Origin of the sequence: Anaeromicrobium sediminis (assembly GCF_002270055.1) — a bacterium.
GTDB lineage: Bacteria > Bacillota > Clostridia > Peptostreptococcales > Thermotaleaceae > Anaeromicrobium > Anaeromicrobium sediminis.
This window is the reverse complement of record NZ_NIBG01000004.1, coordinates 35,692-51,905: the sequence shown is the minus strand read 5'-3', so window position 1 is coordinate 51,905 and position 16,214 is coordinate 35,692. Positions and strand designations below refer to the sequence as shown.

General features: G+C 30.9%; 15 protein-coding genes. 12 read left to right on the top strand and 3 right to left on the bottom strand.

Annotated elements, in window-relative coordinates:
* Positions 1 to 25: 25 nt before the first annotated feature.
* A complete protein-coding gene (locus CCE28_RS06540; RefSeq protein WP_242972919.1) occupies positions 26 to 1,297 on the bottom strand; it encodes an ATP-grasp domain-containing protein in 1,272 nt (423 codons plus the stop codon).
* Positions 1,233 to 2,006, bottom strand: coding sequence for a glycosyltransferase family 2 protein (locus CCE28_RS06535; RefSeq protein ID WP_095132197.1), 774 nt, complete (start codon positions 2,004 to 2,006; stop codon positions 1,233 to 1,235). Before CCE28_RS06535 ends, CCE28_RS06540 begins: the two co-directional genes overlap by 65 nt.
* A gap of 101 nt (positions 2,007 to 2,107) precedes the next feature.
* Here CCE28_RS06535 and CCE28_RS06530 point away from each other — a divergent pair, with 101 nt between their 5' ends.
* Positions 2,108 to 2,326, top strand: coding sequence for a sulfurtransferase TusA family protein (locus CCE28_RS06530; protein WP_176461697.1), 219 nt, complete (start codon positions 2,108 to 2,110; stop codon positions 2,324 to 2,326).
* Here CCE28_RS06530 and CCE28_RS06525 read toward each other — a convergent pair.
* A complete protein-coding gene (locus CCE28_RS06525; protein WP_095132191.1) occupies positions 2,323 to 3,222 on the bottom strand; it encodes a LysR family transcriptional regulator in 900 nt (299 codons plus the stop codon). The genes CCE28_RS06530 and CCE28_RS06525 overlap by 4 nt on opposite strands.
* Positions 3,223 to 3,577: 355 nt before the next feature.
* On the opposite strand from CCE28_RS06525, the gene CCE28_RS06520 reads away from it, so the two are divergent.
* From CCE28_RS06520 to CCE28_RS06470, 11 genes are all read left to right on the top strand, one after another.
* Positions 3,578 to 4,294, top strand: coding sequence for a YeeE/YedE thiosulfate transporter family protein (locus CCE28_RS06520; RefSeq protein WP_095132188.1), 717 nt, complete (start codon positions 3,578 to 3,580; stop codon positions 4,292 to 4,294).
* A 22-nt stretch (positions 4,295 to 4,316) separates the two neighbouring features.
* Positions 4,317 to 4,544 (top strand): sulfurtransferase TusA family protein, encoded by a 228-nt coding sequence (locus CCE28_RS06515; RefSeq protein ID WP_095132186.1) that lies wholly within the window; start codon positions 4,317 to 4,319, stop codon positions 4,542 to 4,544.
* Positions 4,545 to 4,582: 38 nt separating this feature from the next.
* Positions 4,583 to 5,140: a YeeE/YedE thiosulfate transporter family protein gene (locus tag CCE28_RS06510; RefSeq protein ID WP_095132184.1), complete on the top strand. Its 558-nt coding sequence runs from the start codon at positions 4,583 to 4,585 to the stop codon at positions 5,138 to 5,140.
* Positions 5,141 to 5,158: 18 nt separating this feature from the next.
* Positions 5,159 to 6,391 (top strand): FAD-dependent oxidoreductase, encoded by a 1,233-nt coding sequence (locus CCE28_RS06505; RefSeq protein ID WP_095132181.1) that lies wholly within the window; start codon positions 5,159 to 5,161, stop codon positions 6,389 to 6,391.
* 187 nt (positions 6,392 to 6,578) lie between these two features.
* A complete protein-coding gene (locus CCE28_RS06500) occupies positions 6,579 to 7,526 on the top strand; it encodes a DUF1848 domain-containing protein (RefSeq protein ID WP_095132179.1) in 948 nt (315 codons plus the stop codon).
* A 214-nt stretch (positions 7,527 to 7,740) separates the two neighbouring features.
* Positions 7,741 to 8,475, top strand: coding sequence for an RNA polymerase sigma-I factor (gene sigI / locus CCE28_RS06495; protein ID WP_176461696.1), 735 nt, complete (start codon positions 7,741 to 7,743; stop codon positions 8,473 to 8,475).
* On the top strand, positions 8,465 to 9,655 hold the full coding sequence (locus CCE28_RS06490; protein WP_095132175.1) for an anti-sigma factor domain-containing protein: 1,191 nt from the start codon (positions 8,465 to 8,467) through the stop codon (positions 9,653 to 9,655). Before sigI ends, CCE28_RS06490 begins: the two co-directional genes overlap by 11 nt.
* 219 nt (positions 9,656 to 9,874) lie before the next feature.
* Positions 9,875 to 11,692 (top strand): copper amine oxidase N-terminal domain-containing protein, encoded by a 1,818-nt coding sequence (locus tag CCE28_RS06485; protein WP_095132173.1) that lies wholly within the window; start codon positions 9,875 to 9,877, stop codon positions 11,690 to 11,692.
* A gap of 193 nt (positions 11,693 to 11,885) precedes the next feature.
* Positions 11,886 to 12,599, top strand: a complete 714-nt coding sequence (locus CCE28_RS06480; protein ID WP_095132171.1) for a YaaA family protein — start codon at positions 11,886 to 11,888, stop codon at positions 12,597 to 12,599.
* A 133-nt stretch (positions 12,600 to 12,732) separates the two neighbouring features.
* Positions 12,733 to 13,908: a beta-aspartyl-peptidase gene (gene iadA, locus CCE28_RS06475; protein WP_095132170.1), complete on the top strand. Its 1,176-nt coding sequence runs from the start codon at positions 12,733 to 12,735 to the stop codon at positions 13,906 to 13,908.
* A gap of 103 nt (positions 13,909 to 14,011) precedes the next feature.
* Positions 14,012 to 16,066 carry a sigma 54-interacting transcriptional regulator gene (locus CCE28_RS06470; protein WP_095132168.1) on the top strand — a complete coding sequence of 685 codons (2,055 nt, stop codon included), beginning with the start codon at positions 14,012 to 14,014 and terminating at the stop codon, positions 16,064 to 16,066.
* The last annotated feature ends 148 nt before the right edge of the window (positions 16,067 to 16,214 follow it).

Below are 16,214 nucleotides of genomic sequence, written 5' to 3'. Positions count from 1 at the left end.
CATAGTGTATCTGCATATAATGGGCCTAATATCTATGGCCCCTTTTACCTCTAATGATGAGGTTGTCTTTTTTATCATTTTCAAATTTAGTGTTATCAAAAAAGTACTCTATATTCTTTTTCAATTCTTCTTCAGTAGAACCTTCAATTATGGCATATCCAGCCCTTTGGGTGGCGTTTTCAATTGGTTTTATGTAGTCGCCACATTTAAAGTTATAGCCTGCATTTATTAATCCAGGGAAAGTTCTTACTTTATTTAGATCTGTCATTTTTTCAATACTTCCATCCTTAGCAAAGAATAATTGAATAGATAAAAGTTTATTATCTTTTACAAAATCATATTCCTTTAAGATTGATGTATCAATATTTTCGCCCATCACATCTAAAATATTCATGGTGAGTATATCTACTCCTGTAATATGTGGGATGAATTCATCTTCGTAAGCTCCACCTATTCTACAGGCGATTTCATTTACTTTTAAACCTTCTTCTCCGATGAACATTTGGAAATATAAAGGACCTTCTTTAATACCAATGGCAGTTACTATCTTTTGAGTAACTTCACTGATTTCTTCATGATAGTTTTTAAACTTAATAGTTGGATACTCGTGAGATACACATATCCCTATTTTACTATCATCTTCAAAGGTAACTCTATCTGTAACAGATAGGATATATGAATGACCTTCTAAGGCCCAGCCAGTGACTGTTATTTCTATGTTTTCATAATACTCTTCTAAAATAACCTTATCTTCCCTCGTATAAGAGAAGGTATTTGCTATACATTGTCTTAGTTCATCTTCAGAATAAACTTTAAATATCCCCCTTTGACCTTGAGAATCAGCAGGTTTTACCACAAGGGGAAATTTTAAGTTAGATATTTCATCTGATTGAAAATCTATAGGAATTTCCACGTAGTTTGTGGTAGGAATATTTTCTTTTTTAAATATACTTTTCATTAATTTTTTATTAGTTACACGCTTTGCAGTTTCCGAGTCTAAGAGGGTTTTTAAGCCAAGTTCTTCAGATACTATGGCAGCTGTTAAAACGGGTTGGTCTGTTCCCACTGTTAGGATTCCATCCACATTAAATCTTTTTGCCTCCCTTAAAACCTCGGAAGGACTAAAGGTATCTGCCAAGGCCTCATAATCAGCTATTTTCTTACCAGGAGAATCTGTTAAGTAATCTGTTGCTACCACCTCATAGCCTAGTTCTTTAGCCCTTTTAATACAATTAAGCTGAAGTTTTCCTGCTCCCAGTATCATTATTTTCTTTTTCTTGTGAAATTTGAATTTCAAATTGATCACCCTTTTCCCTAAATAGATTTAAACAGCTTAAAGGATAGTAATATATGAATAATTTAAGGTAGATTTTTATAAGTTTTTTTAGATTGTAACCACTTTGCCCATGTAATCTCTTCTCATAATTGAAATTCACATTACATACTTTAGGATTTTTATTTAGCATGAGGGCAGATATATATATGAAAGAGTAGGGACAATCTATTATCTTTTCTTTTAAATTTTTACTAAAAGCCCTAAAACTACTAACTCTTATATGTTTAGGCTTACTTGGAAATATACAATTAAAAATAAAATCTCTCATCTTAGCCCCAATAATTCTTAACAGATTTTCTTCTTTGTGAGGAAAAATACCATAGGCTAAATCATATCCATCAATTAATTTATTAATTAAAACAGGGATATGCTTAGGATTATGCTGCAAATCATCATCCATAGTTACGATATAGTCTCCCACTGCCTTCTGTAGACCACAAAATATGGCATTTTGTTGACCATAGTTCCTTTTTAACGTGTAGCCCCTTATTTTAGGATTTTTTTCTGACAGTGACCTTATTATATTAAAGCTATTGTCCTTACTATTGTCATCCACAAAGATTATTTCATATTCTAGATTAGTATTTTTAAAAACATAATCTATCTTTGTACAAAGAGTTTCTAAAGATTTTTCACTTTTATATACGGGTATAACTAAGGAAACAAGCATTTAGCAATCCTCCTTATTACTATGTTAAAATATGAATACTAACTTGTAGATATATATGTTATCATGATTATATAAAATATATTTATATGGGGGATAAGATTATGATTGAACTTGATGTAACGGGTGAATTCTGTCCAATACCTATTATCAGAATAAAAGCTGCATTAAAAAAATCAGATGTTGGTGAACCTATTATAATAACTACAGATCATAGTTGTGTAGCTCAAAATATAAGCGAAACTTTTTCAAAAAATACCCTTTCCATGACTTCAGAAGAAATAATGAATGGCATATGGGAGATAATTATTAAAAAAGTTTAACAAAAATCCTTTTGATCCATATTTAATAAATATTTTAAAGTATCCTTTACAGAATGGGTATGAATATTGTTCTTTTTATATACGAGATATATATCATAATGAACTTTGAAATCTCGTATTTCAATTTCTTTTAATGTTTTTTTATAAACTTCTGTTTTTACGGTGGAATAAGGTAGGAAAGCTATTCCGTAGCCATTTTTAATAGATACTTTAGCGCCTTCTATATTATCCACCTTAAATAATATTTTAAAATCTTTCACACTTTTATTATGTAATCTAAGCTTCTCATCTAAATGGTCCATAATATTTTCGGCCATATCAAAATCTATCATTTCATATGTAAATACATCTTCTAAATTTATTGTGTCATCTATGGCAAAATCAGGACAAGCAAGGAGTGTTGCCTTATCCTTTCCAATAGGTATATATTCTACTTTGGTACTTTCAGGCTTTCCATAGACAAACCCAAAGTCAACTATATTATTTTCCACGTCTTCAATAATTTTATCGTTGTGAAAATTTGATGATAAATGATAAGTATGGTTTTTAAACTTTTGCTTTATATCATACAAAACACATGGAAGTGCATATGTAGCTAGGGGCCAATTGGCACTTACCCTTACCACATCTTCATTTTCCTTTGCTAAATTCAAATCTGATTTCATATTTTCATACATTCTCACCATATTTTGTGAATATTTAAATACAATTTCTCCAAAAGGAGTTAATTTGACTCCCCTGTTACTTCTTATAAGAAGCTTACACCCGAAATCATCTTCCATCTTTTGAATTAACTGACTTAAAGCTGATTGAGAAATATGCTCCATTGTGGCTACTTTAGATATACTTTTAGTAGTTACAATTTTTTGAAAATAATCTAGAGTTTTAATATGCATATTAGCCTCCTTATTATATAGATACTTATTATTTTAACGATATAATAACTGTAAACATGAAAAAAACATAATAAGATCTTACAAAATATATGGATGAATATAAGGGGAACTTATATTCCATAAATTCCCTTAACGTAATTACTTAGATTATACCATTCTGGCTATAACTTTTCATTATATATGCCATAAGGAAATCTAATATAACATAAAGGTTGGGAATGTTAAAATAATAACTTTCTATGATATTATGAAGTTAGAAAATTTATTGAACATATAATTCACTTTTTAAGAAAAAATTCAATTATTAAACAATCTATTTTGTTAGTAAACCTAAAAAAGTAAGGAGTGTGGTTTCATGACTGAAACGTCAAATGCTGAAAGTAGCAATGTTAAAACTTCCTCCATAAGAAGAAGCTCTAGTAGTCAAAGGGGTTCTCGACGTAAAAAGGCTAAGAAAAATCAAATACCTTATGGTGTGGCATTATTCATAGGCCTTGTGATTATAGGTATTTTCCTTAACCTGAAATCTGAAAAGCTAGCTTTATTTTGGGTAACGGGAATTTCCTTTGGTTTCATACTTCAGAGGTCGAGATTTTGTTTCACAGCATCAATGAGAGATCCTTATTTAACAGGGGGAACTTCTTTAACAAGGGCCGTATTAATAGCTTTTGCCATAACTACTATAGGTTTTACAGCTATTAAATATGGAGCTCATGTACAAGGCCTTCCAGTTCCAGGAATGTCCTATGTGGTACCTATAAGCTTTGCAACTATTATTGGAGCCATATTATTTGGAATAGGAATGGTTATAGCAGGTGGTTGTGCATCAGGAACTTTGATGAGAGTAGGAGAAGGTTTTTGGATGCAGGTTCTATCCTTAGTATTTTTCGTGATAGGTTCCCTATGGGGAGCTCATGATTTTGGCTGGTGGAAATATAACTTTATTTCCAAGGGGAAAGCCATATTTTTACCTGATGTGTTTGGATGGGGAGGCGCACTTATTATACAACTAGCATTAATAGCTTCCTTATATGTATTTGCAATGAAATATGAAGAAAGTAAAAATCAATAGATTATTTTAGGAGGAATAAATTATGAATGAGCATGTTTTAGATTGTTTTGGAGAAGCTTGTCCAGTACCTTTAGTAAAGGCACAAAATAAAATGAAAGAAATTGAATTAGATGATATCTTAGTACTTCAAATAGATCATAGCTGCGCTATGAAAAATATACCTGAGTGGGCTAGAAAAGAAGGATATAACGTAGAAGTGGAAGAAATCGACGATGGTGAATGGGAAATAATTATAGAGAAAAATAAGTAAATGGAAAGAGTTCATTTTTCCGTTTGGGAGGTGTAACTTTGGCAAAGGAAAGTAAATTTTTCAATAAAGTTAAAGATAATGAGTTTTATAAAAAATGGCTAAAGACCCCTTATACTTATATAACAGGAGCTGTACTTCTATCTTTATTTCAAATAGTTACACTAGCTACTACACAAAACCCTTGGGGTGTATCAGGTGTATTTGCCAATTGGGGAGCATGGATCTACGAAGGACTAGGTGGTAGCGTTGATAAATGGTACTATTTTAGTTCAAGGGGAGCCCAAGCAACTTTAGATGCAGGTTTTTTAAATCATCCTGGGACTATGAGAAACCTAGGTATAATATTTGGAGCATTACTTGCAACTTTAATGGCTTCTCAATTTAAGATTAAAAAGATAAAAAATAAAAAGCAGATTGTGGCTGCTGTTGTTGGTGGAACATTAATGGGATATGGTTCTAGAATTGCATTTGGATGTAATATAGGAGCCCTATTCAGTGGAGTGGCATCATTATCACTTTCAGGATGGGTATTTGCATGTGCCATGTTTGTAGGTGCAGTTATAGGAAGTAAGTTATTAGTAAAATACTTTATGTAAGGAACAGAGGTGAATAAGATGGCAAGAGAAAAAAAGGTAGAAAATTATGATGTGGTAGTCATTGGTGGTGGACCAGCAGGTCTTACTGCTGCTATATATGCTGGAAGGGCTAGACTAAAGACAATTCTAGTTGAAAAGGCCCTTGTAGGTGGTTTAGCCACTTATACTAACGAAATTGAAAATTATCCAGGATTTCCAGATAGCCCTAAGGGGGAATCAATCACTAATCTAATGAAGAAACAAGCGGAGAAAATGGGAGTTAAATTTAAATTAACTGCTGTTAAATCTGTGGATTTGAAAAAGGAAGAAAAAATAGTTGAGACTTTTAGAAATATATATAAAGCAAAGGTAGTTATTATTGCCACAGGTGGACGTCCAAGAGTTACTGGTGCTGAAAATGAAGAAAATTATCTATTTGATAAGGGAATTTCATTTTGTGCTACTTGCGATGCAGCAGCTAACACGGATAAGCATGTTGTGGTCATAGGTTCTGGAGATGCAGCTATTGAAGAGGGCATGTTCTTAACTAAGTTTGCAAAGAAGGTTACTGTTTCTGTTATGCATGATGAAGGAATTATGGATTGTAATGAGATCGCTAAAGAAGCAGCCCTTAAGAATGAAAAGATGGAGTTCGTATGGAATACGGTAGTTCATAGTTTTGAAGGTGATGGACACTTAGATAAAGTAGTTCTTAAGGATGTTAAAACTAATGAACTAATACCTGTAGAGTGTGACAATTGCTTTGAGTTCATAGGATATATTCCTAATACGGAATTGTTTAAAGATCAGATAACTCTTAATAACAGAGGATATATACCTACTAATGACAGGATGGAAACAAACCTAAGTGGAGTGTATGCAGTAGGTGATGTGAGAGATAAATGGCTAAAACAAGTGGCCACAGCCGTTGGTGATGGAGCCATAGCTGGATTTGCTGCAGAAAAATATATAGCAGAAGAAGAAGCATTTAAAGATCAAATAATGCAATGTGAAAAACCAGGACTTATATATCTATATAATGCGATAGACGAAGCTTCTAGAGAATTATTAGCAGTGATTGAAAGAATAGAAGAAGAAACTAAAGGACAGATAGCTGTCTCAAGAGTTGATGTATATAAGTCAAAGGGAATTGCAGAGAGATTATCTGTTGATACTTTCCCAAGTGTGGTTACAACAGATAATGGTAAAATATCAAATATAATTAAAGAGAATCTAACGGAAAAAGTAATAAAGGAATCTTTAAATATATAGCCCTAGCCCCTTAATAAAATAATAAACCCCAAAAGCCTTTTAGTTTGAAAACTAAAGGGCTTTTCATCATATAACGACCTTTTTTTTCAATAATAAATGACCTTTTTCTCCATTAATAAATGACCTTTTTCTCAATTGATAAATGATAAGATATAAGAGGGAATATACTACAAAAGGGGACGTCATTATGATTATAAGTGCGAGCAGAAGAACTGATATACCAGCTTTTTATAGTGATTGGTTTTTTAATAGACTAAAAGAGGGGTATGTCTATGTGAAAAATCCTTTCAATAGAAGGCAAGTAAGTGAAATTAAGTTAAATCCTCATGTGGTAGACTGTTTTGTATTTTGGACTAAAGATCCTCTGCCTATGATGGATAGATTAAAAGAACTAAAGAATTATCCTTATTATTTTCAATTTACATTAACTCCCTATAGGGAAGATATTGAAGTTAATATGAGAAAAAAGAAGGATATAATAAGTACCTTTAAAGAATTATCTATGAAAATAGGGAAAGAAAGGGTCATATGGAGATATGATCCCATACTTATTAATGAAAATTATAGCAAAGAGTACCATTACGAATGGTTTGAGAAATTTGCAGAGGAGCTAAGTAATTACACAGAAAGGTGTATAATAAGTTTTATTGACCCATATAAAAATACTAGGAAAAATGCAAAGTCCTTAAAGTTAATTAAGCTAGAAGAAAGGGATATGTTTCAATTGGCAAATAAATTTTCTAACATAGGACAAAGGTATAATATAACCATTGAAACTTGTTCAGAACCAATAGACTTAAGTAGCTGTGGAATTAAAAAGGGAAAATGTATAGATGGCAATTTAATAAGTAAAATAATAGGGTCAAATATAGATATGGAAAAAGATAATAATCAAAGGGAATTTTGTGGGTGTATGAAAAGTATAGATATAGGCCAGTACAATACATGTGCCCATAATTGTTTATATTGTTATGCTAACTATAATTATAGGCAAGTAAATAAAAATTATAAAAAACACTCAGTAAATTCTCCTCTGTTAGTGGGCAAATTAATAGGTGATGAGAAAATAACCAGTAGACAAATGAAGTCAATAAAAGTGAAAATTAATGCAGTTCAGTTAATGTTAAATATATAGATTTTATAAATTAAATACTGAATCATATATTAAAAGAGACGAATTTCGTCTCTTTTGTAATTTATTCCATAGGCTTTGTTTTGATTTACATAACGTATATACTTAAGTAAGATATATTATGTAAACTAAAACAAAGCCTATCATTAATTAAATTTAAAAGATGGTACCTAAATTTCCATGGGTTTGCGAATATATATATACGGAGGTGTATAATTTGGCGCGCCTATTTGATTTTTTTCGTAAGGACTCCTTAACGAAAAGACTAGAAAAAATTAAAAACGGAAGTACACAGGAAAGAGAAAAAATTATTGAAGAGTATATACCCTTTATCATAAAGACCATATCTAATAAATTGAATAAATATATTGAATCAGAGAACAGTGAGGAATATAGTATAGGGATAGAAGCTTTTAATGAAGCAATTGATAAATATGAACCTTCTCGAGGAAGTTTTATAGGATTTGCAGAAATCGTTATAAAAAATAGAATTACAGATTATCTGAGGAAAAATAGCAAACATAATAAAGTAGTTCCAATAAGTCAATTTGAAGAGGATGAAAAGGACAAGCTTCAGAAACATTTTCAAATGGAAGATTTTACAAAATCCCTTACATTAAAAAATGAAATAAAAGAGCTTGAAGAAAGATTAAAACCCTTTGACATTACATTCTTTGATTTGGTAGAGGAAGCACCAAAGCATGTAGATACTAGGGCCAATGGTTTACGCATTGCTAAACATATTGCAAATAATAAAGAATTGAAAGAAGCATTAATGCGGAAAAAGACCTTGCCAAGTAAAAAAATAATTGAAGAATTAGATGTCACTGCAAAAATTTTAAAAAGAAGTAGAAAATTTATTATAGCTACAGTGGTGATATTAGGTAGTGATTTAGAACTATTAAAGAACTATATTGGACAGACTCTAGGAGGTGTACAAAGTGGTCTATAGAGGATGTGTTATGAAAATAGAAGAAGACTTTGCAATTATTCTTACGGATAGCATGGAATATATAAAGGTTGTAAAAAAAGATAATTTAGATGTGGGAAAAAGAATTATTTTTGTGAAAGATGATATTTATAAGGAGAAAAAAGTTTCTTATAAAAATCTTGGCCTAATTGCTGCTATTTTTATAATGATGATTTTCTCTGTTACATTAATAAATAAGATGAATATATTTAATCATGTAAGTCATGGGGCTGCGGCAGTAGTTAGTGTAGATATTAATCCTAGTATAGAATTTGAAATTAATAAAAAGAATGAAGTAATAAAGGCAGTGCCTCTTAATAATGAAGGAAAGGAACTTATTGATGAAGATCTTAAGGGCAAGCCTATTGAAGAAGCCCTATCTATCATAATCAGAAATGCAGAGGAAAAGGAATATATTACAAAAGAAAAAAATTCAGTACTTATATCCACTACTGTCATAAAGGATGATTTTAAAGAAAAAACTAAAGAGTTAGAAAAGCACATTGAAAGCAAGATGAAAGAAAAGATAGAACTAGAAGAAGTAAATCTTGTATATGTGGAAGGAAATAAAGAAGATTTAAAAGAAGCTAAAAAGCAGGAAGTATCCATAGGAAAATATGAGGTTTATAAGAAATCAAAAGAAAAAAATGAAAATAAAACACTAGAACAGATTAAGAAAATGAAAGTACAAGATATAGTGGATGAAGGCCTAGTTGAATCAAAAGGAAAGACTAAGAAAGATAAAGGAAATAGGAAAAGTGATAAAAAAATAGAGGATAATAAAGAGCGATTAAAAGAGAAATTAAAAGAGAAAAATATCTCTAAAGAAGAGTTTAAAAAGAAAAATTTAGATCCTACTAGGATAAATAAAGTTCAGGAACTTAAAAAAATATATAAAGATGAACATAGAAAACTCTTAGAGGAAAATAAGAAGAAAAAATTTCAAATTATGAAAGAGAGAAAGAAAAAGAGACAAGAAAAAATTAAAGAAGAGATGAAAAAAAGAATTAAAGAAAGAATTAAAGAGTTTAATAAAAATAAGAAACGTGAAGATGAAGAAAAGAGAAAAGAATATTTAGAGTCAAAAAAAGGGATGAAAAATAAAAAGTCAAAAAGAGATAAAGAAAAAGATGATGACGATGATGAAAAAGACGACGATTAATAAACAGAATAAAGAAAATTAAAAATTATAAAAGTACTGGCTTAATTTATTAAGCCAGTACTTTTTAATTTGATCTTCTTATAAAATTTTCATAAATCATACTAAAAAATAAAAAAAACCGACAAAATATAAAAAAAAATTCATATGAGGTACCTAAAAAAAATATATATACGTATCCTATGATAGATTCAGGTTACAAAAACAAAGGAGGACAAAACCGTGAATAAGCAGTTAAAGAAAATAGTGTCAATATCTGTTATGACAGCATTTGTTTTTGCCAGTCCACTTGGAATTGTTGCAAATGCAGAGAAAAAAGAGGGTAAAAAGGATTGGTGTAAAGAAAATAAGTATAAATACAATATTACTAAACAGTTACAAAAATCAAGAGAAAGGGTTAAAAAACAAGCTGAAAAAACAAAGAAAATGGCTCAAAATCACTTGGAAAAGGCAAGAGAACTAGAGAAAAATCAGTTAGAAAAATATATTAAAAATAAAAGAAAACTTCAAAAAGAAGATGTAGCAAAAAGATTAGAGAAAATAATGAAAAGTGATAAACTTGAAGAGGCACAAGGCTTATTAAAAGATCTTAAAGATGCAGAGATGGATTTAAAAGAAGTAAAAGAAGAAATGAAAAAGATAAAATCAGAAATGAAAAGATTAATTAAAAAGATATACTCAGAAAAAGAATTAAATGTTTTAAGAAAAAGAGCAGAGGAAATTGCAGCAAAAAATCCTGATGCTAAGGTAATTCCTGTAGAGAACATTATAAAGAAAAGAGGATACTTTAAATTTGATACACCACCTGTAATTAAGAATGGTAGAACATTAATTCCTGTAAGAGCTATTACAGAAGGTCTTGGAGCAAATGTTACATGGAATGGTGAAGAAAGAAAGGTAATAGTTAGCAAGGGAGATTCAGAAATTATTTTCCAATTAAAAGATGGAAAAGTTTTTGTTAATGGAGAAGAAAAAACTATTGATGTTCCAGCCCAAATAATGAACAATAGAACAATTGTACCTTTAAGATTTATTGCAGAAGAATTAGGATTAAAGGTAGATTATGATGGAGAAACGGGTACTATTGAAATAGATGATGAAGACGAAGATGCTGATGAAGATCAAATAGTGGAAGAAGATGAAGAAGAATCTGATGAAGACCAAGTAGTGGAAGAAGACGAAGAAGAAGAGTCTGATGAAGACCAAGTAGTGGAAGAAGACGAAGAAGAAGAGTCTGATGAAGACCAAGTAGTGGAAGAAGACGAAGAAGAAGAGTCTGATGAAGACCAAGTAGTGGAAGAAGACGAAGAAGAAGAGTCTGATGAAGACCAAGTAGTGGAAGAAGACGAAGAAGAAGAGTCTGATGAAGACCAAGTAGTGGAAGAAGACGAAGAAGAAGAGTCTGATGAAGACCAAGTAGTGGAAGAAGACGAAGAAGAAGAGTCTGATGAAGACCAAGTAGTGGAAGAAGACGAAGAAGAAGAGTCTGATGAAGACCAAGTAGTGGAAGAAGACGAAGAAGAAGAGTCTGATGAAGACCAAGTAGTGGAAGAAGACGAAGAAGAAGAGTCTGATGAAGACCAAGTAGTGGAAGAAGACGAAGAAGAAGAGTCTGATGAAGACCAAGTAGTGGAAGAAGACGAAGAAGAAGAGTCTGATGAAGACCAAGTAGTGGAAGAAGACGAAGAAGAAGAGTCTGATGAAGACCAAGTAGTGGAAGAAGACGAAGAAGAAGAGTCTGATGAAGACCAAGTAGTGGAAGAAGACGAAGAAGAAGAGTCTGATGAAGACCAAGTAGTGGAAGAAGACGAAGAAGAAGAGTCTGATGAAGACCAAGTAGTGGAAGAAGACGAAGAAGAAGAGTCTGATGAAGACCAAGTAGTGGAAGAAGACGAAGAAGAAGAGTCTGATGAAGACCAAGTAGTGGAAGAAGACGAAGAAGAGAAGTCTGATGAAGATCAAGTAATAGAAGTAATAGAAGAAGAAGGCGTAATAGAAGTAGTAGATGAAGAAGATAATGAAACTACAGATGCTGCATAATAAGAAAATAGTAAAGTAACGAATTCGTTACATAATACAAAAAAGAATCTAATGTTATTAGATTCTTTTTTGTTTGCTTTTAAACTATAGTAATGAAAAAATTAATAATAGATGAAAGGTATTAGTTTATATAAAATATAATAGGGGTAAAAAATATATAAGGAATTTTAATAATTTAAAGAGGAGAAAACCCATGAAAATAATTATATCACCAAGTAAAACACAGGATTTTACTAATAAAAACAATGAAAATTCATATATACCAACATTTCAAGAAAAGGCAGATGAATTAGTTAGGAAGATAAAGACTTTTACTAAGGATGAAATGGCAAAAAAACTAAAATTAAAAGGAAAAATATTAGAAGAAACCTATGAAAAGTATGAAAATCATGAAAAGCTAGAAACTAATAAAGCTATTTTAGCCTATACAGGACAAGTTTTTAAACAATTAGATATGTACAATTATTCTAAGGATGAATATGAGTTTTTACAAAAGCATGTGTATATATTATCTGCTCTCTATGGAGTATTAAGTCCATTTGATGAAATAAAACCATATCGTTTAGATATGAAGATGAATGTATGTCCTAATAAAACCTTATATTCCTATTGGCAAAAGGAAATAAATAATATATTTAAAGATGAGAAGTGTATAATTAACCTGGCTTCAAATGAATTTAGTAAGATGATTAAGAAAGATATGATTACTATTGAATTTAAGGAAGAGATTTCTCATGGTAAATATAAAACTATAGGAACATATAGCAAAAAGGCTAGGGGAAGCATGTTAGATTACATTATAAAAAATAAAATAGAAAATATGGAGTTATTAAAAGAATTTAAAGAAGATAACTACAGTTTCAATGAAAGTATGTCAGATAATAATACTTATGTATTTACAAGATAACCTAATAAAAACCATTTAAAGATCATATCTTTAAATGGTTTTTATTTTTGTATATATGAAAATAGATAAAGTTGGCATGAAATATGCAATATTTTTAAAAGAGAACTATTTATATATGGAAAGGAGTACTTTTATGTTGAAGCTAATAAAAAATGGAGAAGTATATACACCTGATTATATAGGGAAAAAAGATATTCTTATAACAGGAGATAAGATTGGTTATATCTTAGATAATATTCATATGCCTGAAAGTTTTGTTTATGTTGAAATAATTGATGCCACTGGGAAAATTGTAGTACCTGGATTTATAGATGCTCATGTTCATATTTGTGGTGGCGGAGGAGAAGGTAGCTTTAGAACAAGAACACCAGAGATTCAGCTAACGGATATTACTACAGGAGGTGTTACAACTGTAGTTGGATGTTTAGGAACAGATGGAACAACAAGAACTATGACAAATCTATTGGCAAAAGCAAGGGCATTAGAAGAAGAAGGTATTAGTACTTATGCATATACAGGTTCTTATCAGGTGCCTATTAGAACAGTCACTGGAAATCTTCAAGACGATATTATCCTTATAGATAAAATAATTGGTGTTGGAGAGATTGCTCTGTCAGACCATCGTTCTTCACAGCCTACTGTTGAAGATATTGCAAAGCTTGCTGCTCAAGCAAGAGTAGGCGGTATATTATCTGGAAAAGGAGGGGTTGTAAATATTCACATGGGAGATGGCCATAGAGAGCTTCAATTTTTAGAAGAAATCATTGAAAAGACAGAGATACCAATAAGACAATTCATACCAACTCATATGAATAGGAATGAATCTATTTTCAATAGGGGAATTGGATATGCAAAAAAAGGTGGGATAGTAGATTTTACTACAAGTACTACGAAGAAAGATTTAGAAGAAGGGGAAACTAAGTGTAGTAAGGGTTTAAAGATTATGCTAGATGAAGGTGTTTCTATAAAAAATATAACCTTTACTTCTGATGGACAAGGAAGTCTTCCTAATTTCAATGAAAAGGGTCAATTTATAGGCTTAAATATAGGAAAGGTCACATCCCTATATGGAGAAGTTAGAGATGCTATAATTGATGAAGGAATAGATATATCTACTGCACTTAAAGTTATTACTGCAAATCCTGCTGATCTATTAAATTTAACGCAAAAGGGTTATATAAAAGAAGGCAAAGATGGAGATTTGGTCTTATTGAATAAAGATAATTTAGAGATAGACACGGTGATTGCCATGGGGAAAGTAATGATTCTAAATGGAGAGATTTTAGTGAAAGGAACCTTTGAAAAGTAAGAAGTATAATGGTTTTAACGCTGGATACTATATAATGTATAATATCTAGCGTTTTTATTATGAAATTAGTTTTAATGAATAAAGATTTTGGGGAGGTGTACATATGAAAAAAAGTATTACCCTTATAGCTGGTTCAGAGCAGACTAGGAGCGCATTAGTGAAACAGTTAAAGGAGTATTTATCGGATAGGATTTTCATAAATAGCTATGCCACAGAAGCAGGAATAGATGAAATAATAAGGGACGATTTAGTCATATTATCTAGTGAAGCCGTAAAAAATGATTTGTTAGAGTTAAAACTATTGGATACTACCTGTGAAATAGTCACTGCTCAGAGAACTGTAAGTTATGATTTTATTGATAAAATTGTCTTACTTTCCCCTGATACAGAGGTACTTTTAGTTAATGATGACCCAGAATCAACCTATGAAAGTATTGAAATATTAAAGAGGATAGGAATTGACTACTTAAAATATATTCCCTATTATCCAGGCATAAAAGAATCTTTTAAAAAAGTTAATATTGCCATAACCCCAGGGGAAGTAGACAAGGTGCCTGGCTTTGTGGAAGAAATATATGATATAGGAACAAGAATTATGGATTTTACAACAATAACAAAAATATTGAGTAGACTAGATATCCTTAATGAAAAAGCTGGCATATTTTCACAGAAATATCTTGAAAAGATTATTAATGTGGCAAAGAGACTAGCAAAGTCAAGGAATGAAATATTAGAATTGAATAATCATTTACATTTGGTTATGGACGGACTTAATGATGGATTGCTTGTTTATAGTAAAAATGGAAATGTGAGCGTTCTTAATGAAAATTTGAAGAAGCTACTAAAGTTAGGTTATAGGAAAGCAATAGGAAAAAGTGTTAACAATGTAATTTACAATAAAAATCTACTCTCCTTTTTAATGGATAAAAACATATGTGAAGGAAAGATTTTCAATATTAATGGGGTAGAAGTTTTCGTAAACAAATTGTATCTCATTCAAGATGATTCTGTCATTGCAGTTTTTAAGGGTGTAAAAGAAACAATTGAGACTAATGAAAAACTGAGAAGAGAACTGATTAATAAAGGCTTTTATGCAAAATATACCTTTGAGGATATTGTTGGAGAGAGTGAGTCTATAAAAAGAGTAAAAGCAATTGCAAAAAAACTGGCTATAAGTGGTTTGACCATACTGATTGAAGGGGAAAGCGGAACGGGTAAAGAGCTATTTGCCAGTGCTATTCATAGGGAATCAAAAATAAGAAAAGGACCTTTTTTAGCAGTTAATTTTAGTGCCCTACCAGACGAGTTGATTGAAAGTGAGCTTTTTGGATATGAAGAGGGGGCCTTTACTGGAGCCAAAAAAGGAGGAAAAGCTGGTCTATTTGAACAGGCTGATGGAGGAACTATATTCTTAGATGAAATTGGGGATATATCATTAAAAGTACAAGCAAGACTACTTAGGGTCCTTCAAGAAAAGGAAGTAATGAGAATTGGTGGAACAGAAATCAAGCCTATCAATGTTAGGATCATTGCAGCAACCAACAAGGATTTGGTTAAAATGGTAAGGGAGAAAAAATTTAGAGAAGATTTATATTATAGATTGAAAATGGGATATATTCAATTACCTCCTTTGAGGGAGAGGAAAATGGATATTTCAAATTTAATGGACTATTTTATAGAAGTTGGAACCACAGAAGATATAAAAATATCTCATGATGCAATGAATCAATTATTAAAGTATGATTGGCATGGGAATGTGAGAGAATTGAAAAATACATTGACTTATATGCTAGCCGTTAGAGAAGGAAAATATCTAACTTTGAAAGACATACCGGATAAAGGATTTTTTCATGACATAATTCATAATGAAAATAATGGAGAGAGTAAAAATATAGATATCCATTTAAATGAAGAACAAATATATATATTACAACAGATAGATATATTTAGTAGAAAGGGCCAAATAGTAGGGCGAGAGAAATTGAGTGAAGGAACAATTGGAACGAAATATGAAATGACAAAATATCAGATGCGCAATAGACTAGAACAATTAGAGAAAATGGGATTAATCATTAAAAATAAAGGAAAACATGGAACAAGATTAAGTCCTAAAGGAGAAGTATTATTAAAGGGGTTAATGGTTCATAATGGCGTTTAATGGTTGCTTAATGGTTGTCAATAAGTAACCATTAAAGAATATTTAGTCTTTAAAAACATAAAATTCCCTGTTATTACATTGGCATAGAACTTGCCTATATAATAATGTGAAAAATAAATTCAATAGTAGAGAATGAAGAAAGGGGAGT

Coding starts and splice junctions, on each gene's coding strand:
- CCE28_RS06500 (WP_095132179.1), top strand. CDS start 6,579: ATGATTATAAGTGCGAGCAGAAGAACTGATATACCAGCTTTTTATAGT.
- CCE28_RS06520 (WP_095132188.1), top strand. CDS start 3,578: ATGACTGAAACGTCAAATGCTGAAAGTAGCAATGTTAAAACTTCCTCC.
- CCE28_RS06505 (WP_095132181.1), top strand. CDS start 5,159: ATGGCAAGAGAAAAAAAGGTAGAAAATTATGATGTGGTAGTCATTGGT.
- CCE28_RS06535 (WP_095132197.1), bottom strand. CDS start 2,006: ATGCTTGTTTCCTTAGTTATACCCGTATATAAAAGTGAAAAATCTTTA.
- CCE28_RS06530 (WP_176461697.1), top strand. CDS start 2,108: ATGATTGAACTTGATGTAACGGGTGAATTCTGTCCAATACCTATTATC.
- CCE28_RS06515 (WP_095132186.1), top strand. CDS start 4,317: ATGAATGAGCATGTTTTAGATTGTTTTGGAGAAGCTTGTCCAGTACCT.
- iadA (WP_095132170.1), top strand. CDS start 12,733: ATGTTGAAGCTAATAAAAAATGGAGAAGTATATACACCTGATTATATA.
- CCE28_RS06525 (WP_095132191.1), bottom strand. CDS start 3,222: ATGCATATTAAAACTCTAGATTATTTTCAAAAAATTGTAACTACTAAA.
- CCE28_RS06480 (WP_095132171.1), top strand. CDS start 11,886: ATGAAAATAATTATATCACCAAGTAAAACACAGGATTTTACTAATAAA.
- CCE28_RS06470 (WP_095132168.1), top strand. CDS start 14,012: ATGAAAAAAAGTATTACCCTTATAGCTGGTTCAGAGCAGACTAGGAGC.